Origin of the sequence: Methylocaldum sp. RMAD-M (assembly GCF_017832375.1) — a bacterium.
In the GTDB taxonomy this organism is placed as follows: domain Bacteria; phylum Pseudomonadota; class Gammaproteobacteria; order Methylococcales; family Methylococcaceae; genus Methylocaldum.
This window is the reverse complement of sequence record NZ_JAFIBZ010000026.1, coordinates 35,936-53,399: the sequence shown is the minus strand read 5'-3', so window position 1 is coordinate 53,399 and position 17,464 is coordinate 35,936. Positions and strand designations below refer to the sequence as shown.

The window sequence follows — 17,464 nt, the reverse complement described above, 5'->3', positions numbered from 1 at the left end:
ATAAACCTACGGCTAGGCTTTACGCGAATCCACCGCCTTGCTCGAATGCCAAAAGCCGAGGCCGATTCCGTGCTGTGACTCCCGCACGATAACCACCGAATAGCGAGCCAACCTCACCAAGTTTCCATGTTCGAGCGTAAAGACCAGCCGAGCCGGTTCACCGATGAGCCGTTTCAGCGGTTTGGTAGTCTCAATGAAGACGCCTGAACGGCTTATGTTCTTCGCGACGCCACGCAATGGGGCGCTCGATGGCATGATTAGATAGGCGGAAATTCGCGAATCCAACCGCGGGGCACGCCGACGTTCCTTTTCCGAATTTGTTTTGCTTCCTAACATATGGGGCGACCGGTTGTCTTAAAAGTAGAGTCGCTCACAAACGCTGCACTATCACGGCAATTGATGAGCGGGCGATGTTTTTGTGCCTCGGATCTGGCTACCGGACGATAATACCAGGTGATCAAAGCTCATAAAATCGCTAGCCGAGCAGTTTTTCAGATTAGCTTTTCTGGCGTAATCGGCTCGTAGTCTGTAACATTTTCCGATTGGACTTTTTTTTTCTAACAATACAACGTTGACCTCGTTCAGAAGGCAAAGTCAGAGTTGCACAGTTCTGTAATCACTGGATCAACGGTTCAACAAACATGCCAGAAATTCTTTCGTTTCAAGCAATCTAAAGGTCGGAATTCAATAGATGACTTGTCGCTTGCTTGTCTGCATTCGAAAAAATTAGCTGGAAGCCCTTAATCAGTGGAGGAACCTTTCCTATGTCCGCCGTGAGTCCGTCTCACCCATCGCAAAACCTTAAGAGCGTCAACGATATCGATCCCGAAGAAACCCGAGAATGGTTGGAGGCCCTGGAGGCCGTTATCGAGACTGAAGGTATCGAGCGTGCGCATTTCCTGATCGAAAGCTTGGTCGATCAGGCACGCCGCGCGGGGGCGAACCTGCCTTATAAGGCGAATACGGCGTACATCAATACCATTCCGCCCCACATGGAACCCCGCTTGCCGGGCGATGCCGGTTTGGAGCAGCGCATCCGCTCTTATATCCGCTGGAACGCGATGGCGATGGTTGTCCGAGCCAACCGTAAAACCAGCGAATACGGTGGACATATTGCCACCTTCGCTTCAGCTGCGACGCTTTACGACGTGGGTTTCAACCATTTTTTCCATGCCGCCAATGGGAACCACGGCGGGGATCTGATTTACTTTCAGGGGCACGCCGCTCCCGGCATCTACGCCCGTGCGTTTCTGGAAGGACGCCTGAACGAAGAACAGCTGGACAGTTTTCGCGCCGAAATCGGCGGCAACGGTCTTTCCTCCTATCCACATCCCTGGTTGATGCCAGATTTTTGGCAGTTTCCGACGGTATCCATGGGGCTTGGTCCGCTGATGGCGATTTATCAAGCGCGCTTCATGAAATATTTGGAGGATCGGGGGATTCTGGCGACCTCGGGCCGCAAAGTCTGGTGTTTCTGCGGCGACGGCGAAATGGATGAGCCGGAATCCATGGGAGCCATCGGGCTTGCCGGCAGGGAGAAATTGGACAATCTCATCTTTGTCATCAATTGCAATCTGCAGCGGCTCGACGGGCCAGTGCGGGGCGACGGCAAGATCATCCAGGAACTTGAGGCGGAGTTCCGCGGTGCCGGCTGGAATGTCATCAAAGTCATCTGGGGTTCCTATTGGGATCCTCTGCTGGCCAAAGACAAAGACGGCCTCTTGAAGAAGCGCATGGAAGAGGCCGTGGATGGCGAGTATCAAGCCTACAAAGCGAAAGGCGGTGCCTACACCCGCGAGCACTTCTTCGGCAAGTATCCGGAGCTGAAGGAGATGGTGGCCAATATGTCCGACGAGGACATCTGGCGCCTGAATCGTGGCGGGCACGACCCGCACAAGGTCTACGCCGCTTATCATGCGGCGGTAAACCATACCGGACAGCCGACGGTGATCCTGGCCAAGACGGTCAAGGGTTATGGCATGGGCAGCGCGGGCGAAGGGCTCATGACCACGCACCAGCAAAAGAAAATGGACGAACAGGCGATCCGCCACTTCCGGGATCGTTTCAATATTCCCATTCCCGATGGCCAGCTGATGGAGTTGCCGTACTACAAGCCGCCGGAAGACAGTGCGGAGCAGCGCTACATGCACGAGCGTCGAAAGAGCCTGGGCGGATACGTGCCGCAACGGCGACGCGACGCGCCGCTTTTGCAGGTGCCGGAGCTGGATGTCTTCGAACCTCTGCTGAAGGGCACCGAAGATCGGGAAATGTCGACTACGATGGCGTTCGTGCGCATCCTGACGCTGCTGTTGCGGGATAAAAAATTGGGTAAGTACGTCGTACCCATCGTACCGGACGAGGCCCGAACTTTCGGTATGGAGGGACTTTTCCGCCAATACGGTATTTACTCTTCCGTTGGGCAATTGTACGTTCCTGCGGATGCCGGCGGAGTGATGTACTACAAGGAGGACAAATCAGGGCAGATCCTGGAAGAGGGCATTTCGGAGGCGGGCTCCATGTGCTCCTGGCTCGCGGCCGGTACGGCTTATACCAACCACAACATCCAGATGATCCCGTTCTACATCTACTACTCGATGTTCGGATATCAACGGGTGGGGGATCTGATGTGGGCCGCGGGCGATATGCAGGCGCGCGGCTTTTTGATGGGAGGAACTGCCGGACGTACAACGCTGGCGGGCGAGGGTTTGCAGCATCAGGACGGGCATAGTCACGTCAGCATGTCGGCGATCCCAAATTGCGTAGCTTACGATCCTTGCTTTTCCTACGAACTGGCCGTGATTATTCAAGACGGCCTCAGGCGGATGTATCAGGAGGGCGAGAGCATCTTCTACTACGTCACCGTCATGAATGAAAATTATACTCATCCTGACATGCCGGCCGGCGCGCGCGAAGGGATCGTCAAGGGCATGTATAAGCTCAAGGAAGCCGGCGAATCGGCTCAAGCCCAAATTTTGGCCAGCGGTACGATACTCCGCGAGGCCATCGTCGCGGCGGAATTGCTGGAGCAGGACTTCGGCGTAAAAGCGAACGTTTGGAGCGTCACCAGCTTTACCGAACTGCGCCGTGACGGACTCGACAAACAGCGTTGGAATCTCCTGCATCCGGATCAGCCGCCCCGCATCAGCTACGTGGAGGATTGCCTGGCCGGAACCCAGGGGCCGATCATCGCGGCATCCGACTATATTAAAATGCTCGCCGATCAAATCCGGCCCTTTGTTCCGAGATCCTATACGGTGCTGGGTACCGACGGCTTTGGTCGCAGCGATCAACGTTCCGAATTGCGGAGATTTTTTGAGGTGGATCGGCATTACATCGCATTTACGACACTAAAAGCCTTAGTCGATGAGGGCGGCGTGGCGACTTCTACACTGACGGAAGCTATGGCCAAATACGGCATCGATCCGGAAAAGCCCAATCCAGTGAAGGTGTAAAGGAATCGCTATGGCAGTGCTAAAAGAAGTCGTAGTTCCCGATATCGGGGATTTCAAGAACGTCGAGATCATCGAAGTGCTGGTTAAGCCGGGGGATGTAATCAAGGCCGACGATTCCTTGATTACGCTGGAAAGCGATAAAGCGGCGATGGAGGTGCCTTCGCCGTTTTCCGGCGTGGTGAAAGAAATGCAGGTCAATGTCGGTGATCGGGTGAGCATGGGGTCGCCGATATTGCAGTTGGAGCTTGCTGATCGGGCCCAGCCGGAACGGGAAGAGAAAGCTCCGCCTGAGGCGGAAGCGGAAGCTGGAAAGATCGTCTCCGGCGAAGCGGCGCCCAAGCCCGTTGCCGAGCAGCCTGCGCCTTCCTCAGTAGCAGAGCCGGAAGCGAAGCCGAAGCCCGCGCCGGCCATCGCCGAACGAGCTTTAAAAGTTGTTGAAGAGCATGCGCATCCTCCTCATGCGAGCCCATCGATTCGGAAGTTCGCCCGTGAATTGGGGGCTGAGCTTCAGAAAATTCAAGGCACCGGGCCAAAAGGCCGTATTTTGAAGGAGGATGTTCAGGCATTCGTAAAAGCGAGCCTGAAGCGGGTCGAGCAAGCGATGGCTGGTGGTGTTTTCGCCATTCCGCCTCAGCCGGAAATTGATTTCGCTCAGTTCGGCACCGTCGATAGACAGCCGTTGTCCCGCATCAAGAAGCTTTCCGGCCCGAATCTGCTTCGGAGTTGGATGAGCATTCCCCATGTGACGCAACACGATGAAGCCGACATCACCGATCTCGAAGCCTTTCGCCAGTCGCTCAAGAGCGAGGCGGAAAAGCAGAATGTGAAGCTGACCTTTCTGCCATTCGTCATCAAGGCCGTAGCGGCAGCGCTCAAAGAGTTTCCGACGTTTAATTCATCCCTCGCAGCCAACGGCGAAGAGCTGATCCTTAAAAAGTACTATCACTTGGGCGTGGCGGTGGATACTCCGGAAGGCCTAGTGGTGCCCGTAGTTCGGGATGTCGATCAAAAAGGCATTTTCGACTTGGCTAGGGAATTGGCAGAACTCGGCGCGAAAGCCCGTGGCAAGAAACTGCGCAACAACGATCTCGAAGGGGCGTCGTTTACTATCTCGAGCCTCGGCGGAATCGGCGGTACGGCTTTTACGCCCATCATCAATCCGCCTCAAGTGGCAATACTTGGTTTGTCCCGAGCGCAAACCAAGCCCGTTTACCTGGACGGACAGTTCGTTCCGCGCCTGATGTTGCCATTGTCCCTGTCGTACGATCATCGCGTCATCGATGGAGCCGAGGCGGCACGATTCACGGTTTATTTGGCTGGATTGCTGGCCGAACTGCGGCGAGTCCTTTTATAGAAGCCGGGATGCTTTGAGGCTTGCCGGCAAACCGGTTCGATACAACTTGCGATGGAACGCTAATCTGCAATTTTTTCTTAATAGAAGGTATACGTTCGATGTCCGATACATCTAGTCTACATGCCGAAGTTGTCGTTTTGGGCGGCGGTCCGGGTGGTTATACCGCCGCTTTTCGAGCCGCCGACTTGGGCAGACAGGTGGTTTTGGTCGAGCGTTATCCGGTGTTGGGGGGCGTTTGTCTAAATGTCGGATGTATTCCTTCGAAAGCATTGCTGCATGCCGCCAAGGTCATTCAGGAGGCGCAGGAATCTTCAAGTTTTGGACTGAATTTCGGTTCGCCGAACGTTGATTTGGACAAGCTGCGCGACTGGAAGAACAAAGTCGTGAAGACACTTACGACGGGGCTTGCAGGCTTGGCCAAGCAGCGCAAAGTTTCCATCGTCAACGGCGTGGGCAAATTCTCTTCGGACCGAACGCTACAGGTTGAAACGGCAGATGGCACAAAGACGGTCAGTTTCGATCACGCCATCATCGCAGCCGGCTCGCAGCCGGTACAGATTCCGGGTTTCCCTCACGACGATCCGCGCATGATGGATTCCACGGACGCCTTGGAGCTCGCCGAAGTGCCCAAGCGTCTTCTGATCATCGGCGGCGGCATCATCGGCTTGGAAATGGCCACTGTTTATCATGCGCTTGGTTCGAAGATCACGGTTGTCGAACTGATGGACCAGATCATTCCGGGCTGCGATGCGGATCTGGTTAAGCCGTTGTATCAGCGCATCAAGAAACAGTACGAGAATATTTTCCTTAAGACGAAGGTAACGCGCATCGAAGCGAAGTCGGAAGGATTGCAGGTTTATTTCGAAGGCGGTGAAGGCGCTCCCGAATCAGACTTGTTCGACCGCATTCTGGTCGCCGTAGGCCGGAAGCCAAACGGAAATCTGATCGGTGCGGAGAATGCCGGCGTCAAAGTCGACGACAAAGGCTTCATTCCGGTAGACACCTGTCAGCGAACCAACGTGCCTCATATTTACGCCATTGGCGATATCGTGGGCAATCCGATGCTGGCACACAAAGCGACTCACGAGGCGAAAGTGGCGGCGGAAGTCATTTCCGGAGAGCGCTCGGCGTTTCAGGCGTTAACTATTCCCTCGGTAGCTTACACCGATCCAGAGGTGGCCTGGATGGGACTTACGGAAAATCAGGCAAAAGCTCAAGGGATTGCCTACGACAAAGCCGCATTTCCCTGGGCGGCGAGCGGGCGGGCTCTAGGCATCGATCGCAAAGAGGGCGTAACCAAGATTTTGTGCGATAAAGAGACTAAGCGGATTCTGGGGGCAGGGATCGTCGGGCCTAATGCGGGGGAGCTTATCAGCGAGGCCGTTCTGGCGCTCGAGATGGGCGCCGATATGGAAGATATCGCCTTGACTATTCACCCGCATCCGACTTTGTCGGAAACCTTTGCATTTGCCGCCGAGATGCTGGAAGGCAGTATTACGGACCTTTATATTCGAAAGTAGGCCGAATTCGCGCCGGAGGAGAGCATCCAGAGGGCGCTCTCTTATCTGCGCAACGCATTCCTTCGGCGCAAAATTTTTCAGTCGGATGACTGCGAATCGGGTTGAGGCTCGAGACGTCCTGGATCTCTGCTCCGCTTGCCTCCGTTCCATGGCGCGACTTTGAACAGTAGCAGCATGCCTGGAAGGGTGAGCGCGAAGCAAACCCAAAAGAAGCGTTCCCAGCCTAGCGCTTCGATGTGAAGCAGCGAAATGTTTCCCATCTTAATGTCCCCACCTTCGACGAGAAAGCCGGTGAATGCATTGGCCAGCGTCCGTGGCGTTGCGGCCAGGCTGGTAAACAGCGCGAACTGGGTGGCGGTGTACGCCGGATTGGTGGCGGTGGCGATGTAGGCAACGAACGCGGCCGTGCCCAATCCGACACCGAACGCCTCGGCGCCGATAACGGCAGCCAGGCCAGCCAAGGTATGGCCGGCCGTGGCAAGCCAGGCAAAGCCGAGAATCACCAGCGCCTGTAAAACGCCAAATACCCAAAGAGACCGATGTATCCCCAGAGAAATCATCCATATTCCACCTAAAATGCCGCCTGCAACGTTAGGCCAAAGTCCGGCATGCTTGGCGATCACGCCGATTTCGGTCTTGCTGTAGCCCATGTCCAAATAAAAGGGCGTGGCCAGCGCCGTTGCCATGCTATCGCCCAGCTTGTAAAAAAAGATGAATCCCAGGACCGTTAACGCGCCGCTCCAACCCTTTCGTTGAACAAATTCACGAAAAGGATCGACTAAGGCTTGACGTAGCGTCGGAGGGGCGTGGCTGGAAAACTCCGGTTCGGTTCCGATGAGCGTCAGGAGAATGCCGGGGAACATGAACAGGGCCGTGATCAAGTAGACGGCGTCCCAAGACAAATAATCAGCGAGGATCAGCGACAGAGATCCCGGTACGAGCCCGGCGATTTTGTACGCATTCACATGGATTACATTGCCAAGTCCTTGCTCTTCGTCCCTGAGAATCTCTCGCCGAAAGGCATCGATTGCAATGTCCTGGGTTGCTGAAAATAGTGCTACCGCTACCGCCAGCCAACGAATGGTCGCGATGTCTGGAACGGGAGCGAGCCAACCAAAAGCGGGAATCGAGAGCAGCAGTGCAATTTGGGTAATCAGCATCCAAGTCCGGCGTCGCCCCATTGGTAGACCGTATCGGTCACAGAGTGGCGCCCACAAAAACTTCCAGATGTAAGGAAATTGAACGAGAGCCAGCAACCCGATCTCTTTGAGGTCGACACCTCCGTCGCGTAGCCAGGCCGAAATCAGGCTGATCAGCACGAATAGAGGCAACCCCGAGGAAAACCCCGTGAGGATGCAGATCAACATCCGTCTGTTAAATAGCGCGTCACGCCAGGAAAGGGTAGTCATAATCGATGGTGAGTGGCGCATGGTCGGAAAAGCGCTCTTCCTTGTAAACATGGGCGGCGAGGATTGCTTCCCGGAGAGTGGGACTGGTCACGTGATAATCGATACGCCAACCCACGTTCTTGGCCCAAGCCTGACCGCGATTCGACCACCAGGTATACTGTTCAGGCTCCTGATTGACAACACGAAAGGCATCGACCCAGCCGTCCTCCTCGAATACGACATCCAGCCAAGCACGCTCTTCGGGCAGGAACCCGGAGTTTTTCTGGTTGGATCGCCAATTCTTGAGATCAATGGGTTTATGGGCGATATTCCAGTCGCCGCAGAAAATATAATTGCGCCCGGACTGTGCGCATTCCCGAAGATACGGCAGGAAGCGGTTCATGAAATCGAACTTCACCGCTTGCCGTTCTTCGCTGGACGATCCGGAAGGCAAGTATAGGGAAACGACGCTTAGCGGGCCGAATCGGGCCTCGAGATAACGCCCCTCGGCGTCCATGTCAGGCCAGCCAATGCCCTGAATGACTTCGTCCGGTTCCCGTCGGCTATACAATGCCACACCGCTGTAGCCCTTTTTGACAGCATCCAGGTAGTAGCACTGGTACCCTTTAGGCCAGTAGATAGGGTCTTCCAGTTGGTGTGTCTGAGCCTTGGTTTCCTGTAGGCAGACAACGTCGGCATTCTGTTTATCCATCCAGTGGAAAAAGCCTTTGCGCGCTGCTGACCGCACGCCGTTAACATTGAGGGAAACTATACGCATTATGGTTTATATCTCAGATAGGTATATAGCCGCTAGAGTGCTGTCGCCGAAAATGGAAATAAAGGCTGATGCGGGTGGGCCGATGTTCAGTTGGAAGCAGGACGATCTGCGCTAAAGAGTGCGTCCATCTTGCAGTGAAGAGCCGTTTTAAGTACCATGAAAAATTTGTCGTCCCTTTGTTCTGATTTCCTGGAGAAAGCCTCATTATGAAGCCGGATATTCATCCCGAATACAAGTCCATCGCCGTCCATTGCAGTTGCGGCAATACCTTCGAAACCAAGTCGACGCTTGGCAAAGATTTGCAGGTTGAAGTTTGCTCCGCTTGCCATCCATTCTATACAGGCAAGCAGAAGATCGTCGACACTGCCGGTCGTGTTGACAAGTTCCGACGCAAGTACGGACGGGGCTGATTTTTCAGCCTCGTTTGCGTCTTTCGAAATCGGCCTGGCCGCCCCTCGTTTAACGGCAATGAGCAAGGAATGCTCTCCGTTTTGGGCCGGTCAAAAACGGATTATCGATCAACCGATAGATATTGGTCTTTGATTGTCGTTCTCGTGAGGCTTCGGCCGAGTCTCACGGCGAAATGCCGTTAATCAGTTTCTCGACGTCCTGAAGAGAGCCGCCAGGCACCGCCTTTTCCTTTCGATTGATCCGTTGCCCCTTCAATTCCGGCGGGAGTACCGCCAATTCGACGCGGACGCCATCGACAAAAAAATCCAGCGCCGGATACGTCATGCCCCGCCTGTGTCCCAAATTCAACGAAAAGGCCCCTTCCTTAAATGGTATGCGGGCTTCAACCAATTTCTTGATGATCTCTTCGGGGCTTTCGGGATATACATACAAGATGATCGGGCTGTATTTACTGGCGCTGCCATCCAACGCGCCACCGATCAATCGCGGCGAAAACTCTTCCAGGAAACGCATGGCCTCTAATGCGAGTTTTCGAAGACGAGCAATGTGCAGCGGCTGTGTTTCAGCCCGATAGAGTCGATGGTATTCCTCTAACGCTTGGTCGATTTCCTCGTTTCGGGGAAGGCTTCGTGAATTCGCTATCCCCAGGCGGGCGGCAGCCTTGTTTTTTGCCGGAAGATAATCGTTTACACCCTCTTCGGCGATAATCCTCGCAGCCTCCTGAGCGATCAACAGGCGTGCTTTATCTTTCGTAGACATGATGGAGATCAAAATAGCGATTCGATTGGTTTTTCGGTCGTCGTTCGAAGGGGAGGGGGCTTCGGTAATTCCGGCTCGGCCTCGTCTTCGATGACTTCAGAGGGAGGCGGTTCGCTTACGCGCGGCGCAGCATAGTAACGAGGAGCGCGCTCCGACGGGAATACCTCGAAGATAGCATTAGTGCTGCCGGGTGGAGCAAGCATTCCCGTGCCCGGATCCATCCGAGCGATGGTCAACCCGCTTGGAAGCGGAAAAGTCTGCTCGGGTAAATCTTTGAGGGCTTCCTGCATGAAATACATCCACATGGGCAGTGCGGCTTTGCCGCCAGTTTCACCTTTTCCCAAGGATTTTGATGAATCGAAGCCGACCCAAGCGATGGTCGTCAGAGAGGGAACATAACCGTTAAACCAGGCATCCCTATATTCATTCGTTGTGCCGGTTTTGCCGGCAATATCGTTACGCCCCAGTTCCATTGCACGGGTCGCGGTCCCGGTTCGTACCACGTCTTGCAGCATGGAGTTCATCATGTAATGGACCTGGGGAGATAACGTGCGAGGTGCAAAATTCGTTTGGTGATCATCGGACTCGGCACAATTCGCACATGCGATTTGCGGCGTAGCTCGGAAGATCGTTCTATCGGCTTCGGTTTCGATGCGTTCGATGAAGTACGGTTCGACGTGGAAGCCGCCATTCGCGAACACGGCATAGGCTTGCCCCATCCGGAGGGGCGTTGCAGTGCCGCTTCCTAAGGCTAGCGGGAGAGATCGTGGCAGCTCTTCGGGCTGAAAGCCGAAGCGCATGGCCATATCTATGGCCTTCTTGAGGCCGATGCTTTGAAGCAATCGAATGGATACGAGGTTTCGTGATTTGGCGAGTGCGACTCTGAGTCGCGTGGGGCCGTAAAATCGGCCCGAGTAATTCTGAGGACGCCAGAATCCGTCCGCCTGGGACGGGTCGGAAAAGACAACGGGAGCGTCATTTACGACACTCGCCGGAGTATATCCGTGGGTCAATGCTGCCGCGTAGAGTATTGGTTTAAAGCCGGAGCCGGGCTGTCTTTGCGCCTGAGTCGCTCTGTTGAACTTGCTGAGAGCAAAATCATACCCGCCGCTCAGCGCGACTACGGCACCGCTGGTCGGATCCAATGCGACCAGCGCGCCTTCAACTTCCGGAATCTGGCTAAGTTTCCAATGGTCGTTGCCGTCTTTGCGAAGCCTGATGAGATCACCGGCCTTGAGTATCTCTTTGGTGCTTTTGGGCAGAGGACCTTGTGCATTCTCGGAGATATACTTGCGTGCCCATTTAAGGCCGTCCCAGTCCAGTTCGATGCGCTGTTTGTCGCCGAGATAAATTTCTGCCGAGCTGTCTTTAACAGCTAGGACCAGCCCGGGTACCGTTTCTCCCGCTCTGGGGATGCTGGATAATCGCTCGTCCCAGTCCTTGGGGCGCTTGTCCTTCTTTAAATCTACTCGTTGCTTAGCGCCCCGAAATCCGTGACGCTCATCGTAGTCGTGCAGCGCAAGGCGCAGCGCCCTGTCTGCGGCTGCCTGCAAGCGGCTGTCGATCGTGGTGTATATCCTGTAACCGCTGGTGTAAGCGGATTCGCCATACTGCCGATACATCTCGTTGCGGATCAGCTCTGCGACATGGGGGGCATTTAACTCGACGGGGGTCGTATGGAGTTTTGCGGTGACAGGCCGGTTGATCATGTCCTGGTAAGTCTGATCATTGATGTAGCCCAGTTTCCGCATCCGCTTTAGGACATAGTTTCGCCGGCTCGCCGCCCTCTCTGGATTGGTTATCGGATTGAACGCGGAGGGAGCCTTCGGTAAACCCGCAATCGTCGCGATTTCATCCAGGTCGAGCTCGTTAATCCCTTTGCCGTAGTAGACCTGAGTCGCAGCTACGACGCCATACGCGTGGTGGCCGAAGTAGATCTTGTTCAAGTACAGCTCCAAGATCTGTTCTTTCGTCAATTCCGATTCGATTTTGATCGCCAGCACGATTTCCTTGAGTTTGCGAAAAAAGGTCTTTTCGCTGCTTAAAAAGAAATTGCGGGCCACCTGCATGGTGATCGTGCTGCCACCTTGCTTCTTCTTGCCCGTCCGAAGAAAGGAAAACGTCGCTCGCAATAAACCTTGGTAGTCCACGCCCGGATGGTCAAAAAACCGATTGTCCTCGGCCGCCAAGAAAGCCTGAATGACTTTTTCTGGCACTTCGGAAAAGCTGACCGGGCTGCGCTTCATTTCGCCGTATTGCGCGATTAGGAGGCCATCTTTGCTGTAAATGCTCATCGGAGTCTGGTACCGCGCATCCCGCAAAACTTCTATATCCGGGAGTTGCGGTTCGATGAACCGATAAAGCAAGAACGCGGCTAAGGCCAAACTCGCGAATCCGGCAAGGAGGAAAAAAAAGATTAGCTTCAAGAGGCTCACTGAACGGGAGCGCGCTTGGCGTCGACTGTTGCGGGTTCTCACTCGACAATCAAAAAGGTGTTTTCAGGCTGCGGCTACAAATAGTAGCTCCGAAGTGCACGGTTGATCGGTGTTTGGCGTGTCATGGGCAAACTTCTAATCCCTACTATACTACAGTACAGAGTCTAGCGGGCGATGAGAAACGCCATTAAGACACGGTATCGCTTGCATGAGGTCAAGGCCAGTTTAGGAAGTCATCGATGTTTTTTTTGAACCACAAGAGACCGCCGCTACTTGGCATCGATATCAGCACGGCGGCCGTAAAGCTGCTGGAACTGAGTAGAAACGGACAGAACTATCGGGTGGAAAGCTATGCTGTCGCGCCGTTGCCGTTGGACGCCGTGATCGACAAGAACATCGCTAAGGTTGAAATCATCGGCAATGTTATCAAATCGGTCATCAAGCAATCGGGCACCCGATTGAAGCACGCGGCGGTGGCGGTACCGAGTTCTTCGGTAATAACCAAGATGATCTCGATGCCCGCTTCTCTAAGCGATGACGAGTTGGAAGCGCAAATCGAACTGGAGGCGGATCAATACATTCCCTACTCACTGGACGAGGTGAGCCTGGATTTCGAGGTGCAGGGCAAAGCCGAGAAAAATCCGGACATGGTCGATGTGCTACTGGTCGCCTCTCGTAAGGAGAATGTGGAGGATCGTGTGGCGGCTCTGGAGATGGCCGGACTCAAGGCGGAAGTCGTGGATGTGGAATCGTACGCCCTGGAGAATGCGTGCAATCTTATTTTGGATCAACTGCCCGGCTACAGTTCGGATCAAACCATCGCCGTGGCTGATGTCGGGTCGACCATGACGACCCTGAATGTGATCCATAATCGCCGCATCATTTATACCCGCGAGCAGGGATTCGGCGGCAAGCAGTTGACGGAAGAAATCCAGCGTCGTTACGGGCTTTCCTATGAGGAAGCCGGTTTGGCAAAAAAACACGGCGGTCTTCCAGACAATTATCAGCTCGAAGTGCTGGAGCCGTTCAAACAAGCGATGGCGCAGCAAATCGGCCGCTCGCTGCAGTTTTTCCTGTCTTCAAGCTCGCATCGCACCGTCGACGGGCTCGTGTTGGCCGGAGGGTGCGGCTCGATCCAAGGGATCGATCGTTTCGTGGAAGGCATTCTGGGTATCCCCACTACTTCCGCCAACCCGTTTGTCACCATGTCTCTCGCGCCGCGCGTTAAACCGCAAAGTTTGAGCAATGATGCTCCGGCACTTATGACTGCTTGTGGATTGGCATTAAGGAGTTTGGACTGATGGCTCGAATCAACTTACTTCCTTGGCGTGCGGAACATCGCAAACAACGGCAAAAGGAATTCGTCGCTATTACCCTGGCCGCGTTGCTATCGACCGGGGCGATTCTGTGCTTCGTTCATTATTTCATCGGCAGCATGATCGATTATCAGAGCCAGCGTAATCAATACTTGGAGTCCGAGATCGCCCTGCTCGATCAGAAGATCAAGGAAATCGAAGAGTTGGAAACCAAGAAAAAACGGCTGATCGCCAAGATGGAAGTCATCCAGCGATTGCAAGCGAGCCGGCCCGAGATCGTCCATTTGTTCGATGAGTTGGCGCGTACCATTCCCGAAGGTGTTTATCTAACGGATTTAACCCAGTTGGATAGCAATCTGACGATGAATGGAATGGCCCAGTCCAATGCCCGAGTTTCCGCTTACATGCGGAATTTGGAGTCTTCGCCTTGGATGAGGGAGCCCCTTTTAAACATCATCGAGACCAAGCAGGAGGCTAAGGAAAGCAAAAAAGCACAGGGCAACCGCTTTACGCTTCAGGTCAAGCAGGGAGGAGATAAGGCGGACAATCAGGAAAGGAAACCGTCATGAATCTTTCCGAAATCAATTGGGACATAGAAAACGCGGGCGCGTGGCCGCTACCGATCAAGGTGGCGATTATTACCATACTATGCCTAATTCTGAGTGGCTTGGGGTACTACTTGGACACTCAGGATCAAATCGCGCAGCTCGAAACTGAAGAAAGCAAGGAACTGGAACTCAAGAACAAATTTGAGCAGCGGCAAAAAAAGGCCGCAAATCTAGAAGAATACAAGGAGCAAATGGCGGAAATCGAGAAGAGTTTCGGCGATTTGCTCAGGCAGCTACCCGATAAAACCCAGGTTCCCGAATTATTGGTCGACGTTTCTCAAACCGGCTTAGCGGCCGGATTGGAGTTCGAGCTTTTCAAACCCGGCGCCGAAATCGCCAAAGAGTTCTATGCGGAGTTACCCATAGAAATCCGCGTGATCGGCGACTATATGGAGTTCGGTGCGTTCATCAGCGGACTGGCGTCGTTACCGCGAATCGTAACGATACATAACGTGAAGATCGCAGCCCACAACAAGGATGCGGGAGCAAAGAAATCCGCAAAGGACCCATTGGTCATGAGCGCGCTGGTCAGGACTTATCGCTACCTGGACGAGGGGCCTGCTCCAGCGAATCAAGTTAAAAAGCCACAACAAAGAAAGTAGCACTATGGGTGGGCACTTGAAGTTTTTGGTACCGCCGTGCCATCCACGACTCCTCGTGTCGTGGATGCTCGCTATCGGACTAACCGGATGCGCCGGGGACGATTTGACGGATTTACAGGCCTACGTTGCAGAGGTCAAGGCACGTCAGAAAGGATCAGTCGAGCCGTTGCCGGAAGTTAAGACAGTAGAGCCATTTGTATTCAATGCGGAGGATTTGCGAAATCCTTTCGTTATCGATGAGAAGGCTCAGGAGACTGAAGAGGAAAAAATTGCGAGTAGCATCCGGCCAGATATCAATCGCCCTAAGGAGGAACTGGAATCCTACGAGCTGGATACGCTACGCATGGTCGGAACGGTCGATCGGCAAGGTTCGCTGTGGGGATTAGTGAAAGCTACCGACGGAACGATTCACCGGGTGCGCGTCGGTAATCACATGGGAAAAAACTTCGGCAAGATCGTCAACATCAAAGAAAACTTGATCGAATTGGTAGAAATCATATCCGACAGTCCCGGGGCATGGCGTGAACGTAAAGCGTCTCTTGACTTGGCGGAAGTGGGGGAGAAGAAATGAGAGCGGAAATAGGTAACCGTATCGCGTCGGCCGCACGGCAGCGATACAAAAGAATGATGGGTCTTATTCTGATCGGTTTGTCCCTGCATCTGCCCGTCAGTCAGGCGGAGGGGCTTGTACTTAAGTCCGTGGATTTTTCGATCCTGCCTGGGGATAACTTACAGCTGCTTTTGGGTTTAAGTGGGCCCGCCAGAGAGCCGAGAATCTTCCATACCGAAAATCCCGCCCGCATTGCACTGGATTTGCCCGGCGTAACGAACGGTTTGGACCAGAAATTAGTGCCGATCAATGTGGGTGGAGCTCAAAGTGTTCAAGCCGTGGAATCGTCCGGTCGTACCCGCGTGGTCATCAATTTGACCAACATGATGCCCTACACCAGCCGGCTAGACGGTGACAATATTCTTATCACACTGCAAAGCGGCACTGCACCGATTGCCGCCGCGAGCGCAGCATCGACAAAATCGCAGTTTATGGATCGGCCACTCGGCGGAAGCGATAGGCGGATTGAAAACATTGACTTTCGTCGTGGCGAAAAGGGTGAGGGACGACTTCTAGTGACGCTGAGCGATCCTAAGTCCTTGGTTGATATCCACGAAGAGGGACAAAAGGTCATTGTCAGATTTGCCGACACGGGTCTGCCTCCGCAATTGGAGCGCAGGCTCGACGTCATGGATTTCGCTACTCCTGTCCGTTCCGTCGACGCCACGACGGAAGGTGCCCATGCGAGGATGGTCGTAGCGACGGTTTCCGACGACTACGATTATTCCTCTTACCAGACCGATAACGTCCTGACGGTGGAATTTCGTCCGTTGACCAAAATGGAAAAAGAGGAAATCAAGAAAAAGAATTTCTCGTACTCGGGCGAGAAGCTGACGCTAAATTTCCAGGACATTCCGGTGCGGTCTGTTCTTCAAATTCTGGCTGATTTTACCAACCTGAATATTGTTGCCAGCGATACCGTTCAGGGGAATGTAACCCTTCGGCTCAACGATGTTCCGTGGGATCAGGCTTTGGAATTGGTCCTCAAGTCCAAGGGATTGGGGAAACGGCAAGAAGGAAACATCATCCGCGTCGCACCGTTGGAAGAAATCAATAAACAGGAGAAGGAGGAACTCGAAGCTCAGAAAGTCGTGGAAGATTTGGAGCCGCTGCGGACGGAAATCATCCAGATCAACTACACCACGGCCGAAGATATCAAGAAAGTTTTAGTCGGCACCACTGAACGGATTAGCCAATCCATGAGTCAACCGGCCGGCATCGGCGGTGCGTCGGCATCCACAGCCGTATCGACACTGGATGTGAGTCAATCGGTTTTATCCGGTCGGGGTAACGTAACCGTCGATCCGCGGACCAATCAGTTGATCGTGAAAGATACTCCGCGCAATTTGGAGCGAGTCCGCGATCTTGTTCGCCAGTTGGACAAGCCAATTCGGCAGGTACTGATCGAATCTCGGATCGTCATTGCCAGAAACGATTTTCTGAGGGATTTGGGTAGTCGGCTTCAGGTCAACAGGCTGGTTAAAGGGAGAGGCGCCGATTCCTTTTCAGATGCAGGTTCGGGATCAAGCGGCGTCATTTTCCAGCAACCGGCCGCCGGCGGGGAGAAGTCGACCAACGCCGACGTGCTGGTGGATCTCGCGGCTCAGGGCGCGGCAACCGCCGCGACTGGTGGCGCGAGCGCCCTTGGATTCACTCTCATCAAAGCGGGCGATTACTTGCTTGATCTCGAGTTATCGGCCGCACAGCGTGAGGGGCGTAGCGAAACAGTCTCCAATCCTCGGCTGATTACCTCGGACCAGACCAAGGCGGTCATCAAGCAGGGTGTCGAGATTCCTTATCAAACTACGGTTGTAGCGGGGGGAGGAGCGTCGGCCAACATCACCTTCAAGCAGGCAGTGCTTGAGCTGAATGTGACGCCGCATATCACGCCCGACGATCAAGTGTTGATGGAATTGTTGATCAAGAAAGATGAACAAGGCCAGCAAACGCCAGTTGGCCCGGCAATCGATAAGCGCGAGATCGAAACGACGGCACAAGTTGCCAACGGGGAAACCGTGGTGTTGGGAGGCGTTTACGAGGGCTTGAATCGGAATAACACCGACAAAGTTCCGTTTTTCGGGGATCTGCCGGGAATCGGATATATGTTCCGGAGAAATAATGTCGAAGATACAAAAAGGGAGTTGCTCGTTTTCATCACGCCGAAAGTTCTCAAGCAAGATCTCGCCCTTCGCTGATTTCTGCTGACATTGGAAACAAAGGCGCGGCCTTAA

The 17,464-nt window shown here is 54.0% G+C and carries 13 protein-coding genes; 9 read left to right on the top strand and 4 right to left on the bottom strand.

Annotated features, from left to right (window positions below):
• The first annotated feature begins 764 nt into the window (after positions 1–764).
• From aceE to lpdA, 3 genes are all read left to right on the top strand, one after another.
• A complete protein-coding gene (aceE, locus tag JOD69_RS19355) occupies positions 765–3,452 on the top strand; it encodes a pyruvate dehydrogenase (acetyl-transferring), homodimeric type (protein ID WP_086133582.1) in 2,688 nt (895 codons plus the stop codon).
• 10 nt (positions 3,453–3,462) lie between these two features.
• Complete coding sequence (aceF, locus tag JOD69_RS19350) at positions 3,463–4,806, top strand: dihydrolipoyllysine-residue acetyltransferase (protein ID WP_077727995.1); 1,344 nt, start codon at positions 3,463–3,465, stop codon at positions 4,804–4,806.
• Between the two features lie 98 nt (positions 4,807–4,904).
• The gene (gene lpdA, locus JOD69_RS19345) at positions 4,905–6,326 is read left to right on the top strand and encodes a dihydrolipoyl dehydrogenase (protein ID WP_077727996.1); all 1,422 of its coding nucleotides are present in this window, start codon (positions 4,905–4,907) and stop codon (positions 6,324–6,326) included.
• A 77-nt stretch (positions 6,327–6,403) separates the two neighbouring features.
• On the opposite strand, the gene JOD69_RS19340 is transcribed toward lpdA, so the two are convergent.
• Positions 6,404–7,735: an AmpG family muropeptide MFS transporter gene (locus JOD69_RS19340; RefSeq protein ID WP_086133581.1), complete on the bottom strand. Its 1,332-nt coding sequence runs from the start codon at positions 7,733–7,735 to the stop codon at positions 6,404–6,406.
• Positions 7,713–8,492 carry an exodeoxyribonuclease III gene (locus JOD69_RS19335; RefSeq protein ID WP_086133580.1) on the bottom strand — a complete coding sequence of 260 codons (780 nt, stop codon included), beginning with the start codon at positions 8,490–8,492 and terminating at the stop codon, positions 7,713–7,715. Before JOD69_RS19335 ends, JOD69_RS19340 begins: the two co-directional genes overlap by 23 nt.
• A 206-nt stretch (positions 8,493–8,698) precedes the next feature.
• Here JOD69_RS19335 and rpmE point away from each other — a divergent pair, with 206 nt between their 5' ends.
• Positions 8,699–8,902, top strand: coding sequence for a 50S ribosomal protein L31 (gene rpmE / locus JOD69_RS19330; protein WP_077727999.1), 204 nt, complete (start codon positions 8,699–8,701; stop codon positions 8,900–8,902).
• Between the two features lie 163 nt (positions 8,903–9,065).
• On the opposite strand, the gene JOD69_RS19325 is transcribed toward rpmE, so the two are convergent.
• Positions 9,066–9,662, bottom strand: a complete 597-nt coding sequence (locus tag JOD69_RS19325; RefSeq protein WP_139841026.1) for a hypothetical protein — start codon at positions 9,660–9,662, stop codon at positions 9,066–9,068.
• 8 nt (positions 9,663–9,670) lie between these two features.
• The gene (locus tag JOD69_RS19320; RefSeq protein ID WP_245245686.1) at positions 9,671–12,088 is read right to left on the bottom strand and encodes a penicillin-binding protein 1A; all 2,418 of its coding nucleotides are present in this window, start codon (positions 12,086–12,088) and stop codon (positions 9,671–9,673) included.
• Between the two features lie 248 nt (positions 12,089–12,336).
• Here JOD69_RS19320 and JOD69_RS19315 point away from each other — a divergent pair, with 248 nt between their 5' ends.
• From JOD69_RS19315 to JOD69_RS19295, 5 genes are all read left to right on the top strand, one after another.
• Positions 12,337–13,398, top strand: coding sequence for a pilus assembly protein PilM (locus tag JOD69_RS19315; RefSeq protein ID WP_077728001.1), 1,062 nt, complete (start codon positions 12,337–12,339; stop codon positions 13,396–13,398).
• The gene (locus tag JOD69_RS19310) at positions 13,398–13,982 is read left to right on the top strand and encodes a PilN domain-containing protein (protein ID WP_077728002.1); all 585 of its coding nucleotides are present in this window, start codon (positions 13,398–13,400) and stop codon (positions 13,980–13,982) included. The genes JOD69_RS19315 and JOD69_RS19310 overlap by 1 nt, the downstream gene beginning before the upstream one ends.
• Positions 13,979–14,623, top strand: a complete 645-nt coding sequence (locus JOD69_RS19305) for a type 4a pilus biogenesis protein PilO (protein ID WP_077728003.1) — start codon at positions 13,979–13,981, stop codon at positions 14,621–14,623. The genes JOD69_RS19310 and JOD69_RS19305 overlap by 4 nt, the downstream gene beginning before the upstream one ends.
• 103 nt (positions 14,624–14,726) lie before the next feature.
• Positions 14,727–15,194 (top strand): pilus assembly protein PilP, encoded by a 468-nt coding sequence (locus JOD69_RS19300; RefSeq protein ID WP_240502357.1) that lies wholly within the window; start codon positions 14,727–14,729, stop codon positions 15,192–15,194.
• A 128-nt stretch (positions 15,195–15,322) separates the two neighbouring features.
• Complete coding sequence (locus tag JOD69_RS19295) at positions 15,323–17,428, top strand: type IV pilus secretin PilQ (RefSeq protein WP_240506836.1); 2,106 nt, start codon at positions 15,323–15,325, stop codon at positions 17,426–17,428.
• The last annotated feature ends 36 nt before the right edge of the window (positions 17,429–17,464 follow it).

Coding starts and splice junctions, on each gene's coding strand:
- aceE (WP_086133582.1), top strand. CDS start 765: ATGTCCGCCGTGAGTCCGTCTCACCCATCGCAAAACCTTAAGAGCGTC.
- aceF (WP_077727995.1), top strand. CDS start 3,463: ATGGCAGTGCTAAAAGAAGTCGTAGTTCCCGATATCGGGGATTTCAAG.
- lpdA (WP_077727996.1), top strand. CDS start 4,905: ATGTCCGATACATCTAGTCTACATGCCGAAGTTGTCGTTTTGGGCGGC.
- JOD69_RS19340 (WP_086133581.1), bottom strand. CDS start 7,735: ATGACTACCCTTTCCTGGCGTGACGCGCTATTTAACAGACGGATGTTG.
- JOD69_RS19335 (WP_086133580.1), bottom strand. CDS start 8,492: ATGCGTATAGTTTCCCTCAATGTTAACGGCGTGCGGTCAGCAGCGCGC.
- rpmE (WP_077727999.1), top strand. CDS start 8,699: ATGAAGCCGGATATTCATCCCGAATACAAGTCCATCGCCGTCCATTGC.
- JOD69_RS19325 (WP_139841026.1), bottom strand. CDS start 9,662: ATGTCTACGAAAGATAAAGCACGCCTGTTGATCGCTCAGGAGGCTGCG.
- JOD69_RS19315 (WP_077728001.1), top strand. CDS start 12,337: ATGTTTTTTTTGAACCACAAGAGACCGCCGCTACTTGGCATCGATATC.
- JOD69_RS19310 (WP_077728002.1), top strand. CDS start 13,398: ATGGCTCGAATCAACTTACTTCCTTGGCGTGCGGAACATCGCAAACAA.
- JOD69_RS19305 (WP_077728003.1), top strand. CDS start 13,979: ATGAATCTTTCCGAAATCAATTGGGACATAGAAAACGCGGGCGCGTGG.